General features: G+C 69.6%; 19 protein-coding genes, 2 tRNA genes and 1 pseudogene. 13 read left to right on the forward strand and 9 right to left on the reverse strand.

Going from position 1 to position 21,451, the window contains the following annotated elements; genetic code table 11:
• Positions 1-384, forward strand: a 384-nt coding sequence (locus ACZ52C_RS23925) for a WD40 repeat domain-containing protein (protein WP_469076655.1), incomplete at its 5' end; no start/stop codon positions are given.
• Positions 385-404: 20 nt separating this feature from the next.
• Here ACZ52C_RS23925 and ACZ52C_RS23930 read toward each other — a convergent pair.
• Positions 405-908, reverse strand: a complete 504-nt coding sequence (locus tag ACZ52C_RS23930) for a DUF3830 family protein (RefSeq protein WP_469076656.1) — start codon at positions 906-908, stop codon at positions 405-407.
• A gap of 111 nt (positions 909-1,019) precedes the next feature.
• Here ACZ52C_RS23930 and ehuB point away from each other — a divergent pair, with 111 nt between their 5' ends.
• The 6 genes from ehuB to ACZ52C_RS23960 all read left to right on the forward strand — a co-directional run bounded on the left by ehuB (position 1,020) and on the right by ACZ52C_RS23960 (position 5,254).
• Positions 1,020-1,943, forward strand: coding sequence for an ectoine/hydroxyectoine ABC transporter substrate-binding protein EhuB (gene ehuB, locus ACZ52C_RS23935; protein WP_045560581.1), 924 nt, complete (start codon positions 1,020-1,022; stop codon positions 1,941-1,943).
• Positions 1,940-2,656: an ectoine/hydroxyectoine ABC transporter permease subunit EhuC gene (gene ehuC / locus ACZ52C_RS23940; protein WP_239754658.1), complete on the forward strand. Its 717-nt coding sequence runs from the start codon at positions 1,940-1,942 to the stop codon at positions 2,654-2,656. Before ehuB ends, ehuC begins: the two co-directional genes overlap by 4 nt.
• Entirely contained in the window at positions 2,656-3,306 is a 651-nt protein-coding gene (gene ehuD, locus ACZ52C_RS23945) for an ectoine/hydroxyectoine ABC transporter permease subunit EhuD (RefSeq protein WP_469076657.1), read from the forward strand. The genes ehuC and ehuD overlap by 1 nt, the downstream gene beginning before the upstream one ends.
• A gap of 10 nt (positions 3,307-3,316) precedes the next feature.
• Positions 3,317-4,093 carry an ectoine/hydroxyectoine ABC transporter ATP-binding protein EhuA gene (gene ehuA, locus ACZ52C_RS23950; protein ID WP_469076658.1) on the forward strand — a complete coding sequence of 259 codons (777 nt, stop codon included), beginning with the start codon at positions 3,317-3,319 and terminating at the stop codon, positions 4,091-4,093.
• A gap of 214 nt (positions 4,094-4,307) precedes the next feature.
• Positions 4,308-5,066, forward strand: a complete 759-nt coding sequence (locus ACZ52C_RS23955) for an IclR family transcriptional regulator (RefSeq protein ID WP_060884562.1) — start codon at positions 4,308-4,310, stop codon at positions 5,064-5,066.
• Positions 5,067-5,180: 114 nt separating this feature from the next.
• Positions 5,181-5,254, forward strand: a tRNA-Lys gene (locus ACZ52C_RS23960).
• Between the two features lie 39 nt (positions 5,255-5,293).
• On the opposite strand, the gene ACZ52C_RS23965 is transcribed toward ACZ52C_RS23960, so the two are convergent.
• From ACZ52C_RS23965 to ACZ52C_RS23995, 7 genes and pseudogenes are all read right to left on the reverse strand, one after another.
• Positions 5,294-5,947 carry a response regulator gene (locus tag ACZ52C_RS23965; RefSeq protein WP_469076659.1) on the reverse strand — a complete coding sequence of 218 codons (654 nt, stop codon included), beginning with the start codon at positions 5,945-5,947 and terminating at the stop codon, positions 5,294-5,296.
• On the reverse strand, positions 5,932-7,170 hold the full coding sequence (locus ACZ52C_RS23970) for a sensor histidine kinase (RefSeq protein WP_469076660.1): 1,239 nt from the start codon (positions 7,168-7,170) through the stop codon (positions 5,932-5,934). Before ACZ52C_RS23970 ends, ACZ52C_RS23965 begins: the two co-directional genes overlap by 16 nt.
• Positions 7,171-7,242: 72 nt before the next feature.
• Positions 7,243-8,888: pseudogene (locus tag ACZ52C_RS23975) on the reverse strand (long-chain-fatty-acid--CoA ligase).
• Between the two features lie 40 nt (positions 8,889-8,928).
• Positions 8,929-9,399 (reverse strand): hypothetical protein, encoded by a 471-nt coding sequence (locus ACZ52C_RS23980; RefSeq protein WP_469076661.1) that lies wholly within the window; start codon positions 9,397-9,399, stop codon positions 8,929-8,931.
• A 125-nt stretch (positions 9,400-9,524) separates the two neighbouring features.
• The gene (locus tag ACZ52C_RS23985) at positions 9,525-10,142 is read right to left on the reverse strand and encodes a lytic polysaccharide monooxygenase auxiliary activity family 9 protein (RefSeq protein ID WP_469076662.1); all 618 of its coding nucleotides are present in this window, start codon (positions 10,140-10,142) and stop codon (positions 9,525-9,527) included.
• A gap of 96 nt (positions 10,143-10,238) precedes the next feature.
• Complete coding sequence (locus tag ACZ52C_RS23990; RefSeq protein ID WP_469076663.1) at positions 10,239-11,384, reverse strand: SPFH domain-containing protein; 1,146 nt, start codon at positions 11,382-11,384, stop codon at positions 10,239-10,241.
• Positions 11,385-11,480: 96 nt separating this feature from the next.
• Positions 11,481-13,133 carry a peptidoglycan-binding protein gene (locus tag ACZ52C_RS23995; RefSeq protein ID WP_469076664.1) on the reverse strand — a complete coding sequence of 551 codons (1,653 nt, stop codon included), beginning with the start codon at positions 13,131-13,133 and terminating at the stop codon, positions 11,481-11,483.
• Positions 13,134-13,979: 846 nt separating this feature from the next.
• Here ACZ52C_RS23995 and ACZ52C_RS24000 point away from each other — a divergent pair.
• The 6 genes from ACZ52C_RS24000 (at position 13,980) to glxA (ending at position 20,382) form a co-directional block, all read left to right on the forward strand.
• Positions 13,980-14,420: a hypothetical protein gene (locus tag ACZ52C_RS24000; protein WP_193381118.1), complete on the forward strand. Its 441-nt coding sequence runs from the start codon at positions 13,980-13,982 to the stop codon at positions 14,418-14,420.
• Positions 14,421-14,841: 421 nt separating this feature from the next.
• Complete coding sequence (locus ACZ52C_RS24005) at positions 14,842-15,327, forward strand: hypothetical protein (RefSeq protein WP_469076665.1); 486 nt, start codon at positions 14,842-14,844, stop codon at positions 15,325-15,327.
• Between the two features lie 83 nt (positions 15,328-15,410).
• Complete coding sequence (locus ACZ52C_RS24010) at positions 15,411-15,839, forward strand: hypothetical protein (RefSeq protein ID WP_469076666.1); 429 nt, start codon at positions 15,411-15,413, stop codon at positions 15,837-15,839.
• Between the two features lie 63 nt (positions 15,840-15,902).
• A tRNA-Lys gene (locus ACZ52C_RS24015) sits at positions 15,903-15,979 on the forward strand.
• A gap of 471 nt (positions 15,980-16,450) precedes the next feature.
• Complete coding sequence (locus ACZ52C_RS24020) at positions 16,451-18,448, forward strand: glycosyltransferase family 2 protein (RefSeq protein WP_469076667.1); 1,998 nt, start codon at positions 16,451-16,453, stop codon at positions 18,446-18,448.
• Positions 18,445-20,382 (forward strand): radical copper oxidase GlxA, encoded by a 1,938-nt coding sequence (gene glxA / locus ACZ52C_RS24025; protein ID WP_469076668.1) that lies wholly within the window; start codon positions 18,445-18,447, stop codon positions 20,380-20,382. The genes ACZ52C_RS24020 and glxA overlap by 4 nt, the downstream gene beginning before the upstream one ends.
• Positions 20,383-20,458: 76 nt before the next feature.
• On the opposite strand, the gene ACZ52C_RS24030 is transcribed toward glxA, so the two are convergent.
• Entirely contained in the window at positions 20,459-21,409 is a 951-nt protein-coding gene (locus ACZ52C_RS24030; protein ID WP_469076669.1) for a hydroxyacid dehydrogenase, read from the reverse strand.
• Between the last annotated feature and the right edge of the window lie 42 nt (positions 21,410-21,451).

Here is a 21,451-nt window from a genome sequence, read left to right on the forward strand (position 1 = left end):
CGCGGCGAACCCCTGTCCGCACACACGGACACAGTGACCTCCGTCGCCTTCAGCCCCGACGGCCGCACACTGGCCAGCGGCAGCGACGACTGGACCGTGCGCCTGTGGGACGTCACCGATCCGGACAGGGCCGCCCCCCGCGGCGAACCCCTGTCCGCACACACGGACACAGTGACCTCCGTCGCCTTCAGCCCCGACGGCCGCACACTGGCCAGCGGCAGCGACGACTGGACCGTACGCCTGTGGAGGCTCGAACTGCCCGAAGTCGTCCGCAGCATCTGTGAGTCAGCCGATATCGCCCACTACCGCGAACAGTGGACCGGCATCATGGGCGATGGCCTCCCGTACACGCCCTCCTGCGAGGATCCGGGTACGGCCCGCTGAGGACGAAGTGCGTCGCGCCCTCACGCCCTCCGGAACCGCAGCCTCTCCCCCGCCGCCCCCGTCCGCCACAGGTCGTTGCACGCGGCGGCCATTTCCTCCAGGCCCTCGACCACCTGGCCCCACACGATCCCCGGCACCCACCCCACGTCGCCGTTGAGGAGCAGGTTGTTGCGTTCGTAGAAGAGGGCGAGGTCCACGAGGGTGGTGTCGGGGCGGACCTGCTCGTCGTAGCCGTACGCGCTCGTGGCGAGTTCCGTGCCGGCGAAGGAGAAGTAGCAGAGGTCGCCGGGGATGGGGGTGACGGTCGGGTTCTCCAGCGGCGGCTCACGGTCGGCGAACGGCGGGAAGAGCGCGTAGATCTCGTTGCGGGCGTACTTGGCGTGGTAGACGTCCCCGGACAGCGGCAGGGCGTCCCAGACGGCGGCGCACGTACGCGGCGCGCGGTCGTCGAGGAGTTTCGCCCGGCACACGACCTGGCGTTCGAGCAGGGAGATCTCCAGATGGCGGTCCGTCCTGTCACTCATGTCTTCCATGGTGCCGTCGGGGTCAAGGGCGCCTCCCGGGCGTGTGCGGGGGTCGTGAAGGGCTCCGCGGTGGCGTGAATACATCGCATCGGGTCGGGTAGCCGCGCGCCCATGGCTCCAGCAACGAAGACCTCCGGGAGAACCGGGAAGACACGCGACCCCAGCCGCCGCTCCCTGCTCGTCGGCGCCTCCGCTCTCGCCACGGCGGGCGCGCTGGGCGCCGCCGGGTGCAGCCGGGTGGCCACGGCCTCCGGCACGGAGGGGGGTGAGCTGCTGGACCGGCTGCGCGCGCAGGGCGTCGTACGGCTCGGTATCGCGGGCGAGATCCCGTTCGGCTACATCGACACCGACGGCGAACTGACCGGCGAGGGGCCCGAAGTGGCCCGGGTCGTCTTCAAGCGGCTGGGCGTGGGGCGGGTCCAGCCCGTGCCCACCGAGTTCGGGTCGCTCATACCCGGGCTGAACTCCCAGCAGTTCGATGTCGTCTCCGCCGGGATGTACATCAACCCCGAGCGCTGCGCCGAGGTCATCTTCTCCGAGCCCGACCACCAGATGCTGGACGCGTTCGTGGTGAAGAAGGGCAACCCCAAGGGGCTGAACGACTACGCGGACGTGATCCGCGCCAAGGCGAAGTTCGCCACGGGCTCCGGGTACGCGCAGATCGCGCACGCCGTCGAGGCCGGGTACAAGGAGAGCGACATCGTCATCGTGCCCGACCAGGTGGCCGGGCTGAACGCCGTGGAGGCGGGCCGGGTCGACGTGTTCGCGGGCACGTCGCTGACCACCCGCGAGGTGGTCAAGAAGTCCCGGACGACGGAGGCGACGAAGCCGTTCGCCGCGCTCGTCGACGGCAAGCCCCGGGTGGACGGCGCGGGCTTCGCGTTCCGTCCGGCCGAGACACGGCTGCGGGACGCCTTCAACGTCGAGCTGCGGAAGATGAAGGAGAGCGGCGAACTGCTGCGTGTGCTGCGGCCCTTCGGGTTCACCAAGGTCGAGATGACCGACCTGACCACGAAGGAGCTCTGTCGCGCATGACACCGGGCCTCTGGGAACTCGTCCTGCGCGGCGTCTGGGTCACCCTTCAGCTGCTGGTCTTCGGCGCGCTGCTGGCCACGGTCGTCTCGTTCGTGGTCGGGGTCGCGCGCACCCACCGGCGGTGGATCGTCCGCTTCGTCGCGGGCCTCTACACCGAGGTGTTCCGCGGCACATCCGCGCTGATCATGATCTTCTGGGTGTACTTCGTGCTGCCGCTGGCCTTCGGCTGGCAGCTGGTCCCGATGTGGGCGGGCGTCCTCGCGCTCGGCCTGACGTACGGGGCGTACGGCGCCGAGATCGTCCGCGGCGCCCTGACCGCCGTGGACCCGGCGCAGCGCGAGGGCGGTATCGCGCTGAGCTTCACCCCGTGGCAGCGGATGCGGCTGATCCTGCTGCCGCAGGCCGTGCCGGAGATGATCCCGCCCTTCGCCAACCTGGTGGTCGAACTGCTCAAGGGCACGGCGCTGGTGTCGGTCATGGGCATGGGCGACCTGGCGTTCAGCGGCAGCCTGGTGCGGCTGGCGCTCCAGGAGAGCGTGGAGATCTACGCGTATCTGCTGGTCATCTACTTCGTGATCGCCTTCCTGCTGACCCGCGCCATGCGGGTGCTGGAGCGGCGGCTGAAGGCCGGGCTGGGCAAGGCACCGGCGCGGAAGGCGGCCGTGCCGCCGGCGCGGGTCCCCGAGGGCGCGGGCGCGGGAGGTGCTGCCTGATGAACTGGGACTGGAACGCGGTCACCGACTTCCTGCCGCACTTCTACGACGGTCTGCTGGTCACCTTGCAGGCGCTGGCCCTGGGGTCGGTCGTCTCCTTCCTGCTCGGGCTGGTGTGGGCGCTGCTGGTGCGGACGCCGACCCGCTGGGTGTCCTGGCCGGTGGGTGTGGTCACGGAGTTCATCCGGAACACCCCCCTGCTGGTCCAGCTGTTCTTCCTCTTCTACGTGCTGCCGGAGTGGGGGCTGACCTTCTCGGCGCTGACCACGGGCGTCTTCGCGATCGGGCTGCACTACTCGACGTACACGATGCAGGTCTACCGGGCCGGTATCGAGGCGGTGCCGGCGGGCCAGTGGGAGGCGGCCACGGCGTTGAACCTGCCGACGCGCCGCACCTGGACGGTGGTGATCCTGCCGCAGGCGGTCCGCCGGGTGGTGCCCGCGCTGGGCAACTACGTGATCTCGATGCTCAAGGACACGCCGATCCTGATGGTGATCACGGTCCCGGAGATGCTGAGCGAGGCACGGCTCTACGCCCAGGAGACCTTCCGTTTCACCGAGCCCCTGACCGTCATCGGGGTGGCCTTCATCCTCATCTCCTATCTGGCCTCCCTGCTTCTGCGAACCCTGGAGCGACGCCTTGTCCGCTGACACCCCGCTGATGAAAGAGCCCGACGCACCCGTGGACCAGCCCGTCGACCGCAGTGAGCTGATCCGCTTCGAGAACGTGACCAAACGATTCGGCAGCAACACCGTCCTGGACCGGCTCGACTTCTCGGTCGACGCGGGCAAGCACGTCACGCTGATCGGTCCGTCCGGCTCCGGCAAGACGACGATCCTGCGGCTGCTGATGACCCTGACCAAGCCCGACGAGGGCACGATCACGGTCGGCGGGCAGCGGCTGTTCCCGGCGAGCGAGAAGCAGTGCCGTGAGGTCCGCAAGAACATCGGGATGGTGTTCCAGCAGTTCAACCTCTTCCCCAACATGAAGGTGCTGCGGAACATCACCGAGGCGCCCGTCACCGTCCTCGGGCTCTCCAAGGACGAGGCCGAGGCACGGGCCCGCGAACTGCTCGACATGGTCGGGCTCGCCGACAAGTGCGACGCCTACCCGACCCAGCTCTCCGGCGGACAGCAGCAGCGGGTGGCCATCGCGCGGGCTCTGGCGATGCGCCCGCAGGTGCTGCTCCTCGACGAGGTCACGTCCGCGCTCGACCCCGAGCTGGTCGCGGGCGTGCTCGACCTGCTCAGGGACATCGCCCGCACCACGGACATCACGATGCTCTGTGTGACCCACGAGATGAACTTCGCCCGGGACATCTCGGACCAAGTTCTGATGTTCGATTCTGGCCAGGTGATCGAGTCGGGCAGCCCCGAGAAGATCTTCGGCGATCCGTCGCACGAACGTACGCGGGAATTCCTCGGCGCGGTCATCTGATTACGCCCTGTGAACGTCTGAACGCGTGGGAACATCCGAGGTCCGCCCGCCGGGCCATGCCTTCGGCATATGCCGGAGTGCTGGTCCGGCAGTTCGGAGGCCCGCGGGCGCGGGGATTTTCTCGCGAACAACCCCTCCGCGTACGACTCTTGGCCCGTATCGTGGGACACGGCAAGCTGTCCGAAAAACGGCCCGAGAAGCGCAGGGGGAAACCGTGGCGCTCAAGCACGAGCCGACCGCGCCGTACCACTCGGCCCAGGACGCCCTGCGCGTCCTGGAGACGGTGGCGCGGCACGCAGGTGGCGTCACCGACGCCGAGATCGCCCGTCGCACCGGCGTCGACAGTGAGCGGTTGACCGCGCTCCTGCGGATGCTGCGTCGCGAGGGATACGTGGAACAGACCACCGACGGCGCCTACGTCACCGGTGCCGCACTCGCCCGGCTGGGCTCCGCCCAGGGCCATGACCAGGCCCTGCGCGAGCAGCTCCAGCACACCCTCGACCGGCTCCGCGACTCCGTGGGCGCCGCCGTCTACGTCACCCGCTATCTGGACGGGGAGATCCAGGTCACCGGCTGGGCCGACAGCCCGGCCATGCCCGCCGTGCACGAGTGGGTCGACTTCCGCTCCTCCGCCCATGCCACCGCGTTCGGCAAGGGCCTGCTGGGCCAGCTCGACCTCAACGGCCGCCGCGACCACCTCTCGCGGCACCGCCCGGCCCGGCTCACCGCCCGCACGATCACCAACGAGAAGGTGCTGCTGAGCAAACTCGACGCCCAGACCGCCACGGTCCCCGTCCTCGACCTCCAGGAGTACGCGCCGGGCACGGTCTGCGCGGCCGTCCCCCTCACCGCCGGCTCCGCCGTGGGCTGCCTCGCGCTGTCGCTGCCGCTGCGCCACGCGCACCGGCTCCGCGCGGCGGCGCACACGCTGAACCGGGAGGCCGCTCCGGTGCTGCTGTCGTTGGCGATCTAGCGGCCGCCCGTTCCACCGAGATCCAGCTCACGTTTAAGTGGTCGAGGGCACCCGTCCGGACCAGGTAGTATTTTCTCTGTCGCCGGCCGCGCAAGCGGAGGAGCGACAGAGTCTGCGCCGCTAGCTCAGTTGGTTAGAGCAGCTGACTCTTAATCAGCGGGTCCGGGGTTCGAGTCCCTGGCGGCGCACAGAAAGAAGGCCCCTCGCTTCGGCGAGGGGCCTTCTGCTTACGCCCGCAGATAGGCCAGCACCGCCAGCACCCGGCGGTGGGTGTTCTCCGCCGGGGGCAGATCCAGCTTTCCCAGGATGTTGCCGATGTGCTTGCCGACGGCCGCCTCGGTGACGACCAGTTCCCGGGCGACCGCCCCGTTCGACTTCCCCTCGGCGACCAGCGCGAGCACCTCCCGCTCGCGCGGGGTGAGCGCCGCCAGCGGATCGCGCCGGCGCCGCAGCAGCTGCCGTACCACCTCGGGGTCGACGACCGTGCCCCCGGCGGCGACCCGCTCCACCGCCTCGGCGAACTGTTCGACCTGGCCGATGCGGTCCTTGAGGAGATAGCCGACGCCGGTGCCGTCGCCGGTGTCCAGCAGATCGGCGGCGTAGGCGCGTTGGACGTACTGGCTGAGGACGAGGACGGGCAGGGCGGGGTTCGCCGCGCGGAGTTCGAGCGCGGCGCGCAGGCCCTCGTCGGTGAGGCCGGGCGGCATGCGGACATCGGTGACGACGAGGTCAGGGGCGTACGACCGCACAGCCGCGATCAGCGACTCCGCGTCCCCGACCGCCGCGACGACCTCGTGTCCGAAGCGGGTCAGGACGCCGACGAGCCCTTCCCGCAGCAGCACGCTGTCCTCGGCGAGCACGATCTTCAGCGCTGCGGGCACGGGATCTCCAGGGACAGGACGGTCGGGCCGCCGGCCGGGCTGTGGACGGACAGTCTCCCATCCAGCACCGCGAGCCGGTCGGCGAGTCCGGTGAGGCCCGTGCCCCGCGCGGGATCGGCGCCGCCCGTGCCGTCGTCCCGCACCTCCACCCGCAGCCGTCCGCCGGTGTACCGCCCGGCGATCCACGCCCGGCGCGCACCGCTGTGCCGGCCGATGTTGGCGAGCGCCTCCCGGACCGCGAAGTAGGCCGCCGCCTCCACGGACTCGGCGAACCGGGGCAGGTCCACGTCCAGCTCCACGGGGACGACGGACCGGTCGGCCGCGTCGGCGAGGGCGTCCGGGAGACCGTAGTCGACCAGGACCTGGGGGTGGATGCCGTGGATCAACTCCCGTAGTTCACCCAGGACTTGGTCGGCCTCCCGGTGGGCGGCGGCGAGCCTGTCGGCCAGTTCGGGCGGGGCGTCCAGGCGGGCCAGGCCCAGGGTCATGCTCAGGGACACCAGGCGCTGCTGGGCCCCGTCGTGCAGATCGCGTTCGATCCGGCGCCGCTCCGCCTCGAAGGCCGCCACCAGCCGGGCCCGTGACCGGGTCACCTCGCCGAGGCGCCGTTCCGCCTCGGCCTCGCTCGGCGCGAGCAGCAGCCGGGCGAGGCCGGCACGGGCGCGTGCGTACCGGGCGAGGGGCCACAGCAGCGCCAGGAGGAGGACGACGCCGGCGGCCGTGCACAGCAGGGCCTGGCCGTAGGAGTCGATCAGCCAGAGCTTGGCGATCCGGGCGTCACCGCTGGCGCTGGTGGTCGTCGCCAGCTGCACGGGCGCTCCGATCATCGCGCCGGGCAGGCCCAGCGCCACGAACAGCACGGTCACGTCCAGCGGCCACAGCACGAACGCGAGCAGGACGGTGTACGCCAGCTCCCGCCAGGTCGCCCGCTCGGTCAGCCGGAGCCGGGCCCAGGCGGCGAGACCGGGCTCGGCCGGGGTGGCGTGCGGGTCGGGCTGCGGCGGGGTGCGGGTGAGGGCCAGCCGCCGCCGCTCCAGGGAGCCGACGGGGATGCCGGACAGGACGGCCACGGCGAGCAGCGGCAGGCCCACCAGGGCCGGGGCCAGGGCGAGTCCGAGGGTGCCCAGGACCAGCAGCACCACCAGCAGCGGGACACCGACGAGGACACCGCTCAGCAGGTAGGCCACCGCACGCGGCAACTCCCGTACGACCGTTCGGATCATGAGGGTCACGGTAGGCGGGGGCGGTCGGCGGCGGCCATACGCGCAGCAGGTGTACGGGAGGTGGGTCCAGCCCTACCTCGTCAACAACTCCTCCCGCCCGCGCGCCCGGTACTCCGTCACCAGTCGCGCCAGATCCACCGCCGAGAACTTGCGGTAGGCCCACTTCCCCGGCGGGCGCCACCAGACCGGGTCGGCGCAGCGGAAGCCCTCGCGGCGGAGGGCGGCGCGCTGGATCTTGTTGGTGGCGGTGACGGGCATGGACGGGACGACCCGTACGAAGCGCGGGGTCATCTTCGTGCCCAGGTCGGGCTGGGCCAGCAGGAACTCGGCGAAGCGGCAGGGGTCGAAGGTGCCGGCGACGGTCGCCATGACCTGGTCCCCTGCGACCGGGTCGGGGACCGCGTACACGGCGACGGCCTCGGCGCCCTCGTAGCGGGCGAGGATGTTCTCGATGACGGCGGCGGCGAGGTTCTCGCTGTCGACGCGGAGGCGGTCGTCGGTGCGGCCGGCGAAGTAGAGGAAGCCGTCGGTGTCGCGGTAGAAGAGGTCACCGGTCCAGTACCAGCCGTCGCGGCGGCGGGCGGCGTCCGCCTCCGGGTTCCGCCAGTAGCCCTCGAAGGGGTTGGGGCCCCGGTTGACCAACTCCCCTATCGACTCAGTGCCGTTGAGCAGTCGGCCGTCCTCACCGAAGACGGCCGGCGGGCACTCCTCGCGGGTCTCCGGATCGACCACCGCGAGGTCGTCGCCGGGTGCCGCCCGCCCGATCGCGCCCGGCGGCGCACCGGGCGTGCGCTGGATCGCCGCCCCGCCCTCGGAGGACCCGTACCCCTCCACGAGCCGCACCCCGAAGCGTTCCTCGAACGCCGCCGCGTCCACCGCGCCGCCTCCGTGCCGAAGCCCATGCGCAGGGGGGTGTCGCGGTCGTCGGGGCGGGGCTCGGTGGCGAGGAGGTACTGCACGGCCCGGCCGACGTAGGTGAAGTACGTGGCCCGGTAGGCCCGTACGTCGTCCAGGAACGCGGAGGCCGAGAAGCGGCGGCGCAGGGCGACACCGGCACCCGCGACCAGGGCGGGGGCCCAGTCGGCGATGACCGCGTTGCCGTGGAACATCGGCATGCAGACGTAGTGCACGTCGTCCCGTCGCACCCCGAAGCGGTCCGCCAGGGCCCGACCGGCCGCCGCGAGCCGTCCCTGGGAGCAGATCGCGGCCTTGGGCGCACCGGTGGATCCGGAGGTGAAGTAGAGCAGGAGACGGTCGGCGGGGGTGGCCCGGGCGGGGTCGGGCACGGCGTCCGCGTACGGGGCGAGGAGGTCGGCGTACGGCCGGGTGCCGGTCACCAGGACGCGGACGCCGGGGAGTTCGAGGCCGTCGAGGAGCGGGAGGTGGGCCTCCTCGGTGATCAGCACCCGGCACTCGGTGTGCAGGATGTCGCGGGCCAGTTCGGGGCCCCGCCGGGTGGGGTTGACGCCGGCGACGGCCGCGCCCGCGAGGGCCGCAGCGCTCAGCCAGAGGGGGAATTCCGGGGTGTTGTCGAGGAGGACGCCGAGGTGGGGGTGGGCCTCCGCCGGCAGGAGGTCGGCGAGCAGGGCCGCGCGGGCGGCGGCTGCCGCGGCGACCTCGTGGTGGGTCAGGACCTGTTCCTCGAACCACAGCCCGGGCCGGTGGTCGCCCCACCGGTCGGCGACGAGCTGTGCGACCGTGCGCCTAGTGGACTCCATGTCGGCGCACGGTAGTTGACGTACCGTCAGTTGAGGAGGGTCACGGCGTCGGGAACGACGGGTCGGTGGAGAACCGGTGGTAGGTGACCATGAAGAACACGCAGAACGCGAAGACGACCCCGAGGAAGGTCAGGATGCCGAGGCCGGCCGCGGCGTGCTTGACCCGCTCGCCGGGGGCGTGGGCCGTGGCGACCACGTTCGGGCCGTCGGTGTAGTGGACGGTGACGAAGTCGCCCTCGACCGTCGTCATCGGCCCGCCCTCCTCCTCGAAGCGGATGGGACGTCCGTCATGGGTCGTGAACTCGTAGACGTGGTGGATCGTCGTGCTCACGCGGCTGTGCCCGCCGCCGCTGTCGCTGACCGTGGTGAACGTCTTCAGACAGCGGGCTTCGGCCGTCAGTCCGCTGCTCCAGGCCCTTCTGACGCGCAGCCAGCGCATCAGCAGCCGGTATGCCATGAAGCCGATGAAGGCCATCATGACCGTGGGGATGAGGTAGAAGAAGACATCCATGGCGTTCCCCCGGAGTGCGGCGCGGCCCGCCGCCCTGGTCGGCGACGTGTGGGGAACGTACCCCCGCGACGGCCCCGCGCAGCTCAAGGAAGCCTCAGAACTGGCGGGAACCGAAGGGAAGTTGCTCAGAAGGTGACGTCCGAGCAGGCGTAGAACGCGTTGGTGGTGTCGGCGACCGTCCAGACGGCGACGATCACATGGTGGCCGCTCAGCCCGGACGGCAGGCGTCCTGTGTGGGTGAGCGTGGACGGTGGGCGCTGGCCGTTGTAGGGGACGGTGAAGAACGGGGTCAGGTTGAGGTCGGAGCGGGCCAGGGCGTGGTTCTGGTTCCAGCCCGCCCTGGTGACGTAGTACTTGAAGTCGGTGGTGGCGTGCATGGCGGTGAACTGCCAGCGGAAGGTGTAGTTCTGACCTCCCGTCACCCTGGTGGTGGGCCAGGCGCCGCCGCCCGGTTTCGTGGCCGCGTCGAGCTGGCTGAACCTGCTGTTGCCGCCGGAGCAGATCTTGCCGTCAGCCGGCCCTGAGCCCGGGAAGCCCTTCGGTCCCTCGACGCTCTGCGGTTCCCACTGGATGTCGCCGCAGTTGGTCACGGGGCCGTTCTGACAGAGCTTCTGCCGGCTGACGGGAAGGTCGGTGTAGCCGTGGCCGGAGGCGCCACCACTGGAGAGGACGAGCGCTCCGGTGGTGGCGAGGCCGACGCCGGCGGCGTACCACTTGGTCCTGCTACGCGTGTGCTTGCGCATGCTGCCGCTCCCTGGAGTACGTGGGGGTGTTTCCAGGTCTAGACCAAGTCCCAGATTATGGGTGCGGATTGAACATGTCCATACCAATCCCCGGGTTCACGGGGAGACTTCGCGGCGCCCTGTGTAGAACGCGACCGTCAGGTCCTTCACCAGCGCCTTGCGCTCGTAGTCGTCGAGTTCGACCAGGCCGCGCATGGTCAGCCGGGTCACCGTGTCCTCGACGGAGTCGACCACGGAGGTGAGCACGGTGTCCCGGTGCTGGGCGTCGAGCGCGGCGATCCGGCGGCGCTGCATCACGGCGGCCACCTCGGGCGCGTACTCGATCCGGACCGGCTGGACCGAGAACACCTCCATCCCCACCGGCGCCGCGTCCGCCGCCACCAGCCGGGTCAGCGCCTCCCCCACCGCCTCCGTGTTGCGCAGTGTCGAGTCCCGCACCAGCGCTCCCGGCGCCACGTCCGCCGGCAGCTGCGACAGCACCCGGGAGACCGCCGCCTCCACGCACTCGCGCAGGTACCGCTCATGGTCCTCGATCCCGAGCAGGGCCCGCGCGGTGTCCCTGACCCGCCACGCCACCAGGACGACGACCCGCAGCGCCACCCCGTTCGCGTCGACGGCCGCCATCGGCTCGCTCCGCCAGTGCCGCAGCCGTACGTCGACCCGGCGGCGCAGCACGAACGGGTTCACCCAGAGCAGCCCGGTTCGGCGGACCGTCCCCCGGTAGCGCCCGAACAGCCCCAGCACCCAGGCCCGTCCGGTCCGCCCGCGCGCCAGCCCGCCGAACCCGAACATCGTCAGCGCCCCGGCCCCCGCGTACGCGGCCCACTGCGCCGGTCCGAGCCCGGCGCCGGCGTACGCGGTCGGCAGCCCGAGCGCCTGTACGGCCGCCCCCGGCAACACCCCGGCCCACCAGGAGGTCAGCACGCATCCGGCCACCCCGCACACCCCGCCCAGCACCCCCACCACCCCGGGTACCACCCGTGCCGTCCGCTCGACGAGTTCGGGGTCGACCTCGACGGCGGGGCGCGGCTTCGTCGAGGCGGGGCCCTGTCTGATGCGCGGCTGCTCGCCGGTGCCGCGCCGACGGCCCACGACGGCGGGGGTGACCGGTACGGAGACCGGGGCGGGGTCGTCCCGGAACAGCAGATGGACGGGGATCTCGGTGGTCGTCTCGTTCTGGATGAGCCGGGCGGGCCGCGCGGCCCCCTCGGGCTCCGGGGTGTGTGCGGTGGTCGTACTCATACGTGCCTCCATGCCTCCGCGCAGGAAGAACCGTGGTGAGAGTCGTCGAGAGGGAGAGTCGTCGAGGGGTGCGGGCGAGGGGTGCGGGCGAGGACGTCAGGAGAACAGGCGGCGCCAGGTCTCCGGGCCCGGATAGCCGTCGGCCGCGCCGCCGCGCCAGCCCTGGGCCCGCTGGAACGCCTCCACGTTCCGCCGGTCCGACTCGCCCCAACGCGGCCCCGGGCCCGAGGTGTAGTACTTGCCGAACCCCTTCTCGATCAGCCGCTTCCCCAGCCGGGTGACGAACGCGTTCTCCGCGCCCGGCCGGAACATGCCGCGCCCGGGATAGCCGAGGACGCCGTGCGAGGCGGGGGTCACGGGGGTCACGGGAGTCACAGGGGTGCGGGGGGACTTCGGGGTCTTCGGGACGCCCGGGGCGCCGGGCTCGGCGGACGAGCCGTGGCTGGTGGATGACCCGGGCATGACGGACGAGCCATGGCTGACGGATGAGCCATGGCTGACCAGTGACCCGGGCCCGAGGGATACGTCGGACGTGCCCGGCGCTCCCGGCTCCCCCGTCGGCCGGTGCACTACGGGCGGTCTGGGCGGCGCGGGCGTGCCCCGGGGGCCGGGGTTCCCGGCCGGCCCCGGCGGGATGTTCCTGCCCCTCCCGGTGACCAGGTACGACCAGGTCAGCGGGCCCGGGATCCCGTCGGCGTGACGGCCGGACCAACCCTGCGCCCGCTGGAACGCCCGGGTGGCCCTGCGGTCGGCGTCCGACCAGATCGGCCCCGGCCCACCGGGGTAGAAACGGGCCCCGCCGCGCGCCACCAGCATCTGCCCCAGCCGGGCGACGTGCTTGTTCCGTGCCCCGGGCCCGAAGGCCGAGACACCGGGGTACCGGTCGCCACCGGACGGCCCGGCGGCCCCCTTCGCACCGGGGTTCTCCGCGGGGACGGCGGGCGCGCCGGAGCCGTTGGAGGCGTCGGTCTCGTCGTCCGAACCGCCCGCACCGTCGGGGACCAGCCCCTTGTAGCGGTAGGGCACATAGCGGCTCGCGTTGTTCCAGTACGCGTACGGGGTGGCCTGCCTGCGGGCGTACGGGCGGGCCGACTCGTAGGCGATGTAGCGGGTCTCCGTGTCGTCCGTCCAGCCGCCGAAGATGACGACGTGCGACCCCTGCCGCGGGTCCTTCGGATTGTGGAAGAGCAGTATGTCGCCGGGTTCCAGCCGGCCCTTGGAAATCCGCTGCGCGAATTTGTCGAGGCTGCCCGTCCATTCGTTGCCGGGCAGGTTCCAGGCCATCGAAACGAATCCCGAGCAGTCCTGCCGATAACCGTCGGACCAGTACTCGCGCATGCTGTACGGCACCTCGTCGGCGATCCACCGCTGGGCCCGTTCGATGATCTCGGCGCGGGTAGTGGGTGGTGTCCTCACCCCCTTCGGCGGCTTCTCCCCCTCGACCGGCCGACCGTGGGGGCCGTGCAGCGGAGTCTTCTTCCCCTGGGGGGTCCTGGGCCCCTCATCTGCGGGAACGGCGCCGGGACTGGCCGGGCCATGGGCCGCCGCGACCGCCGGTACGACATGACCCGCGCCGAGCGCGGCACCGGCGGCGGTGGCCACGACGAGGGCGTTCCTGGCGGTCCTGGCCGCCGGGTGACTCAGATGGGCGTACTGGGTCGAGTACGGCATGACCCGCCGCCAGTGGACACAGCCGGGGCATTCGCAATCGGCCCCCGGATCGATCTGCTCGAATACCGGAGTCTCCATGCGATTCCCCTCGCGAACCGACCGAAGAATTCCACGCTTCTGCACGCCCGTCAGTTTCTCAGCTGGTCTCCCATGTCGCATGCTGACGGTCCGAATGATGTAACCGGCCTGGCACGGCCCGGCACCGCCCCGAGAGCCTCCCCTCGTCGGCGCCCGCGCCCGCCCGGCGGGGTTCGGCACGTCGCGAACACGTGTTCCCCTCCTCGTGACGGTCCATCAAGAACGAGCAACGTCCTTTCCGTGGAGCGTAGTTACCGGGCGGTTTACTAATTTCCGCAAGTGACTCGCCGGTAGAGTTTCGTTCATAGATTCCGTTCGCGCACGATCTTGACGGCCGGTCCCGCCGGCTGCATGATCGGCGCTGAACCAGAGCCGCGTAACCACGAAGAAGTCTCCCCACGGGTCTTGACCAGTCCCGCATGACCTCTTCACATGAAAAAGCGGGTCACGGGGGTTTCGGACAGGCACTCCAAAAGTGCTACCCGCCCTCGATGTCGCGCTTCTTCCGCCGTTGCCTTCTGCGCGTTCAAGGAACCATCTCCAAAGACCCCCACCTTCTTTGGGAGCCGTTCATCACCCCCCACCCACACCTGCCTCCTTCGCGTACCCTCCTTTCCTTTTCGTGACCCCTTTCCTCGCCTCCTGCCACTTTTCCGCAGGCGCGAAAGGGGTGCTCACGCCTGCCCGAAAACAGCATTGTCCCGGCGCTCAGAAAAGCCGCCCGATAAAAGTCCTTGAAGTCTTGACTTCGCCTCGGGGCAGCTCCATATTGATTCCCGACCACCCCCCACCTCGAAATTCGATCCTCCGCGGAGGACCGTTTTCGGGGACACCAAGGAGACATCAATGGCGATCGCACTCCAGTTCAAGCGCAAGGCGGTCCTGGCCGCACTTGTGATCACAGCGGCGGCGGCGACCACGGTCACGACGCCCGGCACGGCCGAAGCCCAGTCGGGGTCCCGTATCTGCGGGAACTACTGGGAGGCCCGGGCCAACGGAAAGACGGTCGGGATCATGGCCAAGGTCCTCGAGGTGCCCAAGGTCGACTTCGGCATCTGCCTCCGCGTCATCGACAAGACGAACAGCATCAACGGCCGGAGCCTGCCGGGCTACAACGGCAAGGTGACGTGGAACCCGCGCCAGCCGATCCGTTCCTGGACCTGCGAGGACGCCGGCGATCTGTTCAACGACAAGTACGGGAACGACCCCTGCCTCAACATGAACCGGGTGGACCTCATCGGCCAGGTGGCCAACCGCACGCCCGCCGAGTGGTCGCAGGTGTACTGAGAACACGCGGAAGCCGTCAGTGGCATCGCGCTCTGACGCGGGGCCCTCGCCCACGCCAGACCATGCCGCCGGCGGGCGGGATCGAAGACGGACACCACGGGCCGAGCCGTCGACGGCGGGACCACCACAGGTGGCATCAATTCACCCTCGGAACCGGTCCCAGGAGCATTCCCGAAAGGCAACCGTTCCAATTTCCCGCGAATGACCGAAACACCCCTTCACCCACTCCCGACCAAAATTCCCCCCAGGAAGGGATACGAAAATGGTCACAAAAATCTGGTGGAATCGCGCACTGATGTCCTCTGCCCTACTCCTCGCATCACTGATGAGTACGGTCGGCACAGCGGAGGCCGCGACGCAGTGCTTCTCCCAAAGCCATTCGGACGGCGCGAAGATCGTTCCCGGTACGGGCGGCGGCAACGTGACGCGCTCAGTCGCTCGGCAGCAGGCGGCGGGAACCTGGTACGACGTGGTGTGGAGGGGTGACCTCTTCCTGTGCCCCGGCGGCACCACCTGCAGCTACGCGTGGCAGAAGTCGAAGACCTCGAGCACCAGCTGGAATCTCGGCGGAAGCACCGACATCGGCAACGCCAGCTCGCCCTCCAAGAAGTGGTACAACGTCGTGCTCGGACTGGTCGGCGGCTACAACAGGTCCACGGAGGTCAACACCACCTTCACCTTCACCGTCAACATGACGGGCGGGCAGCAGGCAGCGCCCGTCAACGTGGCGGTCCGCCGCTGGACCGAGGGTGACTTCGTCGGTGGTTGGGTCAGGTCGAACCGAGGCTGCAAGGGCGGAACGTCGTACGACTGGGACGGGAACGTCAGGTTCGGCAAATGGAACAGGAACATATTCCAGCGCTGGATGGCCACGTACGAGATCAACGGCCAGGTCCGGCCCCGCTGAACATCCACGCACTGCCCGGTGCCGTCCCCGCGCGCACCGGTGAGGCCGACCAAGCTCAAGGAGCGATGATGAAGGTTCAGCGAATGAAGCGACGCACGGCGACGCTGGCGGCCGCCGGCATGGCGGCCGGGGCACTGTTCGCGATAGCGGTCCCCGGCACGGCCGAGGCCCAGTCGGGGTCCCGTATCTGCGGAAACTACTGGAAGGGCTACTACAACAACGGCCAGAGGGAAGTCACCTGGTCCCGGGTGATCGAGGTCCCCAAGAGCGACGGCATCGCCTGCCAGCGTGCCATGGACCGGACCGACAAGGTCGGGAACCCGCCGAGCGAGCTCACCCGGCTCGGTGTGACGTGGGGCGCCCGGCAGCGGCTGCACAACGTGACCTGCGAGTGGTACTCCCAGGACCTACTGAACGCCAAGTACGGTGACGATGTCTGCCTGAGCATGCAACGGGCGGACAACACGGTCCAGGTCAACGGCCGCACGATCAGTCAGTTCTGGCTGAAGTAGCCGCTCGGTGGGGGTGCTCCCTGGTCAGGAGCACCCCCACCCCTCCGCTAGACTTTTCCTCGCGCGCCGCTAGCTCAGTTGGTTAGAGCAGCTGACTCTTAATCAGCGGGTCCGGGGTTCGAGTCCCTGGCGGCGCACCATCTGGAGAGGCCCCTCGCGAGAGTGATGCGCGAGGGGCCTCTCCGTATGTGCGTGTCACGCCGCGCACTCCCCCCTCGCCCCCTCTCCCACTCCTCACAGATTCTCCACCGATGCACCAATAACCGCGTATGACCGGTAAACACCGCGTTTCGCATCTTGCGATCAAGATGAGCACCATAGAACCCTGGGCCGTAAGAGACTGCGGATACGCGGCAGTTGGGGGGCCTTGGACGGTTTACGTCCTGGGGATGGGGATCTTGGGCCCTCACCTAAGCACACCACGCACGCATCCATGGAACAAAGATGCCAAGGGGGCATCAATGCAACCGGATGGCCGTCGTCCCGTGTCTCCATGGTGTAGATCACATGGTGACGATGGCTCACTGATGCGTCCGTAACGGTCGAGGGGGACCGAATCGGATGTAATACCGACGAACACACACTCGAAGTGTGTGCGGGGGGAATGACTCATGACGTCGACGCCGACGGGCGCCCGGCATAACCACGACCCGTCCGAGACGACCCAACTCAAGGTGCCGTCGCACCGGACCGGAGCCTTTCGAAAGCTCAAGAAGAACCTTCCGAGATACGACTACGAGCACTACAGCCGCCTCGCGGGGCCGCTCACGCAGCCCGACCCGACCAAGCCCTACAAGGTGCAGTACCGCTCGCTGATCTCCCAGGAGCCGCACCGCCTCAGGGTCGCCCTGATGCTGGCCGCCGCGCCGCTGCTCTCCCTGGTCCTGCTGGCCTGGCTGCTGCAGCAGGAGCACTGGACCGAGCGCGACTACGTCGAGTACGACTTCCTGCCCGCCCTCGACATGGTCATGCTGGTCTCGATCGGTCTGATCGAGTTCTTCCGCTGCATGAACGTGCTGTCGAACGCGCACGCCACCCTGGTCGCCCGCGACCCGATCCCGGTGGTGCCCGAGACCGGCACCAGAGTCGCCTTCCTCACCTCCTTCGTGCCCGGCAAGGAACCGCTGGAGATGGTGACGAAGACCCTGGAGGCGGCGGTGCGGCTCCGCCATCGCGGGCTGCTGCACGTGTGGCTGCTCGACGAGGGCGACGACCCGGACGTGAAGGCGGTCTGCGCGCGCCTGGGCGTGCACCACTTCTCCCGCAAGGGCATCGCGAAGTGGAACCAGCCCAAGGGCCCGCACCGCGCCAAGACCAAGCACGGCAACTACAACGCCTGGCTCGACGCGCACGGTGACGACTACGACTTCTTCGCCTCGGTCGACACCGACCACATCCCGCTGCCCAACTACCTGGAGCGGATGCTCGGTTTCTTCCGGGACCCGAACATCGGCTTCGTCATCGGCCCGCAGGTGTACGGCAACTACGACAACTTCGTCACCAAGGCCGCCGAGTCCCAGCAGTTCCTGTTCCACGCGCTGATCCAGCGCGCCGGCAACAGGTACGGCGCGCCCATGTTCGTCGGCACCTCCAACGCCGTACGGATCAAGGCGCTCAAGCAGATCGGCGGGCTGTACGACTCGATCACCGAGGACATGGCCACCGGTTTCGAGATCCACCGCCACAAGAACCCGGCGACGGGCAAGAAATGGCGTTCGGTCTACACCCCGGACGTCCTCGCGGTCGGTGAGGGGCCCAGCGCCTGGACGGACTTCTTCACCCAGCAGATGCGCTGGTCGCGCGGGACGTACGAGACGATCCTCACGCAGTACTGGAAGGGCTGGTACTCGCTGCCGCCGACCAAGCTCTTCAACTACACGATGATGATCATCTTCTATCCGATGTCGGCGCTCAACTGGATCCTGGCGGCGCTGAGTTGTGCCCTGTTCCTGGGTCTCGGCGCCTCGGGTGTGAACATCGACCCGGTGGTGTGGCTGATGCTCTACGGCAACGCCTCGGCCCTCCAGATAGGCCTGTACGTCTGGAACCGCCGGCACAACGTCTCCCCGCACGAGCCGGAGGGCTCCGGCGGCGTGGCCGGCATGGTGATGTCCGCGCTGTCCGCGCCGCTCTACGCCAAGGCGCTGATCGATTCGGCGCTGCGCCGCAAGAGCAAGTTCGTGGTCACGCCCAAGGGCGACTCCGCGAGCCCCGACCGGTGGTTCGGCACCTTCCGGTACCACTGGTACTTCATCGTCATCTTCGGTGCCTCGATCGCCGCCGGGTTCGCCTTCGGCAACGCACATCCCGCGATGATCATCTGGGCCGTCTTCGCCATGACGATCACCGCTCTCCCCATCTTCGCCTGGCGCTACATGCTGCGGCAGGACCGGAAGAAGGCCGCCGCCGCGGCCGCGCTGCAAGGGTCCATGGTGGCGCCGCCCGAGGCGGCTCCCGCACCGTTCGCGCCGACCCACGCACCACACGCCCCACACGCGCCCCACGCTCCCCAGCACAAGCCGAGCTGGGCGGCGTCCGGGTCGGGCGGCGGGGGTAGCGACCAGACCATGCAGATCGCCCTGGGCGGACTTGGGGGACGTAAGGAATGAAGGACCGTGCAGGCCGCCGCCGCGCCCGTCGCCTCGCGATCGGTGCGGCGGTGGTCCTCGCGCTCGCCGGGATGAACGGGCCGTGGGTGTACCGCTTCAGCACCGAGAAGTACCACGAGTACAAGATCAACAGACCCGAGTACAAGGCGGCCAACGGACACTGGCAGATCGTGGAGTTCCCGGAGAAGTACCGGCAGAACACCATCCACGCCGCGCTGCTGCACACCGGCAAGATCCTGCTGATCGCGGGCTCGGGGAACGACGCCGAGAACTTCGACAGGAAGAAGTTCGACACCCGCCTCTGGGACCCGGTCGAGCAGACGATCAAGCGCGTGCCGACCCCGGCCGACCTGTTCTGCACCGGCCACACCCAGCTGTCCAACGGCAATCTGCTGATCGCGGGCGGCACCAAGCGCTACGAGAAGCTGAAGGGGGACGTCACCAAGGCCGGCGGCCTGATGATCATCCACAACGAGAATCCCGACAAGGGGATGAAGCTGCGGGCGGGGACGAGGTTCGTCGGCAAGGCGAACGGCAGGACCTTCGTCCTCAAGGACACCGTCGAGCTGAAGAAGGCCGTCAAGACCTTCGACCCGGACACCGGCAAGTTCACCGGCAACGAGCCGGGCATCGCGCGGGCCTACGTCGAGGCCGAACGCAGCGGCAAGCGGTACGAGACGGGGACGGAGGACAACTACAAGGTCGTCGGGCTGAAGGGGGAGGACGCGCGGAACACGTACGGCATCGCGCAGAAACTCGCCCTCGACAAGAAGGACTTCCAGGGGATCAGGGACGCCTACGAGTTCGATCCGGTCGCGGAGAAGTACATCAAGGTCGACCCGATGAACGAGGCGCGCTGGTACCCGACGCTGACGACCCTGTCGGACGGCACCGTCCTGTCGCTGTCCGGCCTCGACGAGATCGGGCAGCTGGTCCCGGGCAAGAACGAGATCTACGACCCCGAGACGAAGAAGTGGACGTACACGAAGGACGAGCAGCAGTTCCCGACGTACCCGGCGATCTCCCTGATGCAGAACGGCAAGCTGTTCTACTCGGGCGCGAACGCGGGGTACGGGCCGGACGACATCGGGCGCGACCCCGGGATCTGGGACCTGAAGACCAACAAGTTCACCAAGGTCCCCGGCATGAGCGACAGCAAGCTGCTGGAGACCGCCGGGACCGTGCTGCTGCCCCCGGCGCAGGACGAGACGTACATGGTCATCGGCGGGGGCGGGGTCGGTGAGTCGGAGCGGTCCAGCAGGCGGACCCGGGTGATCGATCTGCTGGCCGACCGGCCGCGGTTCGTGGACGGGCCGCGGCTGGCGAAGGGCACGCGGTACCCACAGGCCTCGATCCTGCCCGACGACACGGTCCTCATCTCCGGAGGCTCGGAGGACTACCGGGGGCGCGGCGACTCCAACATCCTCGAAGCGCGGCTGTACGACGCGCGGTCGGGCGACATGCGGCGGGTGGCCGACCCCCTGGTGGGCCGGAACTACCACTCCGGGTCGATCCTGCTGCCGGACGGACGCGTCGTGTTCTTCGGGTCGGACTCCCTGTACTCCGACAAGGCCAACACCAAGCCGGGGGAGTTCGAGCAGCGGATCGAGATCTACACACCGCCGTATCTCTTCCGGGACGCCCGGCCGACGCTGACCGGGGAACCGAGGACGGTCGCGCGGGGCGGGAAGGCGACGTTCGGCACGCGGCACGGGTCGTCGATCGAGTCGGCGCGGTTGATCCGGCCGAGCGCGTCGACGCATGTGACCGATGTGGACCAGAAATCGATCGAGGTGGACTTCGAGGTGACCGGGGACGAGATCACGGTGACCGTGCCGAAGAACCGGAATCTGGTCCAGTCCGGCTGGTACATGCTGTTCGTGACGGACGACGCGGGGACGCCGAGCGAGGCGCGGTGGGTGAAGGTCCCCTAGCGTTCGCATAGTCGACGAACCCCGAGAACCCCAGGTCGTGGACCTGGGGTTCTCGTGTTCGTCGGCCGTCCGGGGCTCAGCGCGGGGCGTTCAGGGCCTCGGGCGCGGGTTCGCCGGTGAGGGTCTGCAGGACCGCGCGGACGGCGTCCGTCGCCGCCCGCTCCTGGGCCTCGCGGGTGCTGGCGCCCAGGTGCGGGGTCACCGTCACCTCGTCGAGGGCGAGGAGCGGGGAGTCGGTGCAGGGCTCGTCGACGAAGACGTCCAGCGCCGCGCCGGCGAGGCGGGACTCCCGCAGGGCCGTGTGCAGGGCCGCCTCGTCCACGATGCCGCCGCGGGAGACATTGGCGAGATAGGCCGTGGGCTTGACCAGGCGGAGTTCGGCCTCGCCGATCAGGCCCACGGTCTTCGGGGTCCTCGGCACATGGACGGTGACGAAGTCGGACCGGGAGAGCAGTTCGTCCAGCGACACGAGCTTGATGGCGTGCTGGTCCGCCGTCTCCGCGGTCGCGTAGGGGTCGTGGCCGAGGACCGTCATGTCGAAGGCGGCCATGCGGCGCGCCACCGCCAGACCGATCCGGCCGAGCCCGACGATCCCCAGGGTCTTGCCCGCGAGTTCGGTGCCGACATGCGTGGTCCGCCGCCACACGCCGGACCTCAGCTCCCGGCCCGCCGCCTGGATGTCGCGGGCCGCCGCCAGCAGCAGCCCGCAGGTCAGCTCGGCGGCGCTGACGACGTTGGCGGCCGGGGCGTTGACCACCACGACACCGGCCTCGGTGGCGGCGGCGACGTCGATGTTGTCGACCCCCACCCCGGCCCGCCCGACGACGGCGAGACGGGGGGCCGCGGCCAGGACCTCGGCGTCCACCGTCGTGGCGCTGCGGACGAGGAGCGCATGGGCCTCGGTCACCGCGCTCAGCAACTGCGCGCGGTCGGCGCCGTCGCAGTGGCGCACCTCGTACCCGGGGCCGAAGCGCTCCAGGGCGGCCGCCGGCAGGGGGTCGGCGACCAGGACGACACGGGAAGACATCTGAATCTCCGTAGGGGTGGGGGCGGTTGGGCGATGTGTGCG

It is taken from the genome of Streptomyces sp. NPDC034049 (genome assembly GCF_055575575.1).

Coding starts and splice junctions, on each gene's coding strand:
- ACZ52C_RS24000 (WP_193381118.1), top strand. CDS start 13,980: ATGGCGATCGCACTCCAGTTCAAGCGCAAGGCGGTCCTGGCCGCACTT.
- ACZ52C_RS24020 (WP_469076667.1), top strand. CDS start 16,451: ATGACGTCGACGCCGACGGGCGCCCGGCATAACCACGACCCGTCCGAG.
- ehuA (WP_469076658.1), top strand. CDS start 3,317: ATGAAAGAGCCCGACGCACCCGTGGACCAGCCCGTCGACCGCAGTGAG.
- glxA (WP_469076668.1), top strand. CDS start 18,445: ATGAAGGACCGTGCAGGCCGCCGCCGCGCCCGTCGCCTCGCGATCGGT.
- ACZ52C_RS23970 (WP_469076660.1), bottom strand. CDS start 7,170: ATGATCCGAACGGTCGTACGGGAGTTGCCGCGTGCGGTGGCCTACCTG.
- ACZ52C_RS23985 (WP_469076662.1), bottom strand. CDS start 10,142: ATGCGCAAGCACACGCGTAGCAGGACCAAGTGGTACGCCGCCGGCGTC.
- ACZ52C_RS23990 (WP_469076663.1), bottom strand. CDS start 11,384: ATGAGTACGACCACCGCACACACCCCGGAGCCCGAGGGGGCCGCGCGG.
- ehuD (WP_469076657.1), top strand. CDS start 2,656: ATGAACTGGGACTGGAACGCGGTCACCGACTTCCTGCCGCACTTCTAC.
- ACZ52C_RS23995 (WP_469076664.1), bottom strand. CDS start 13,133: ATGGAGACTCCGGTATTCGAGCAGATCGATCCGGGGGCCGATTGCGAA.
- ehuB (WP_045560581.1), top strand. CDS start 1,020: ATGGCTCCAGCAACGAAGACCTCCGGGAGAACCGGGAAGACACGCGAC.
- ehuC (WP_239754658.1), top strand. CDS start 1,940: ATGACACCGGGCCTCTGGGAACTCGTCCTGCGCGGCGTCTGGGTCACC.
- ACZ52C_RS23930 (WP_469076656.1), bottom strand. CDS start 908: ATGAGTGACAGGACGGACCGCCATCTGGAGATCTCCCTGCTCGAACGC.
- ACZ52C_RS23980 (WP_469076661.1), bottom strand. CDS start 9,399: ATGGATGTCTTCTTCTACCTCATCCCCACGGTCATGATGGCCTTCATC.
- ACZ52C_RS24010 (WP_469076666.1), top strand. CDS start 15,411: ATGAAGCGACGCACGGCGACGCTGGCGGCCGCCGGCATGGCGGCCGGG.
- ACZ52C_RS24030 (WP_469076669.1), bottom strand. CDS start 21,409: ATGTCTTCCCGTGTCGTCCTGGTCGCCGACCCCCTGCCGGCGGCCGCC.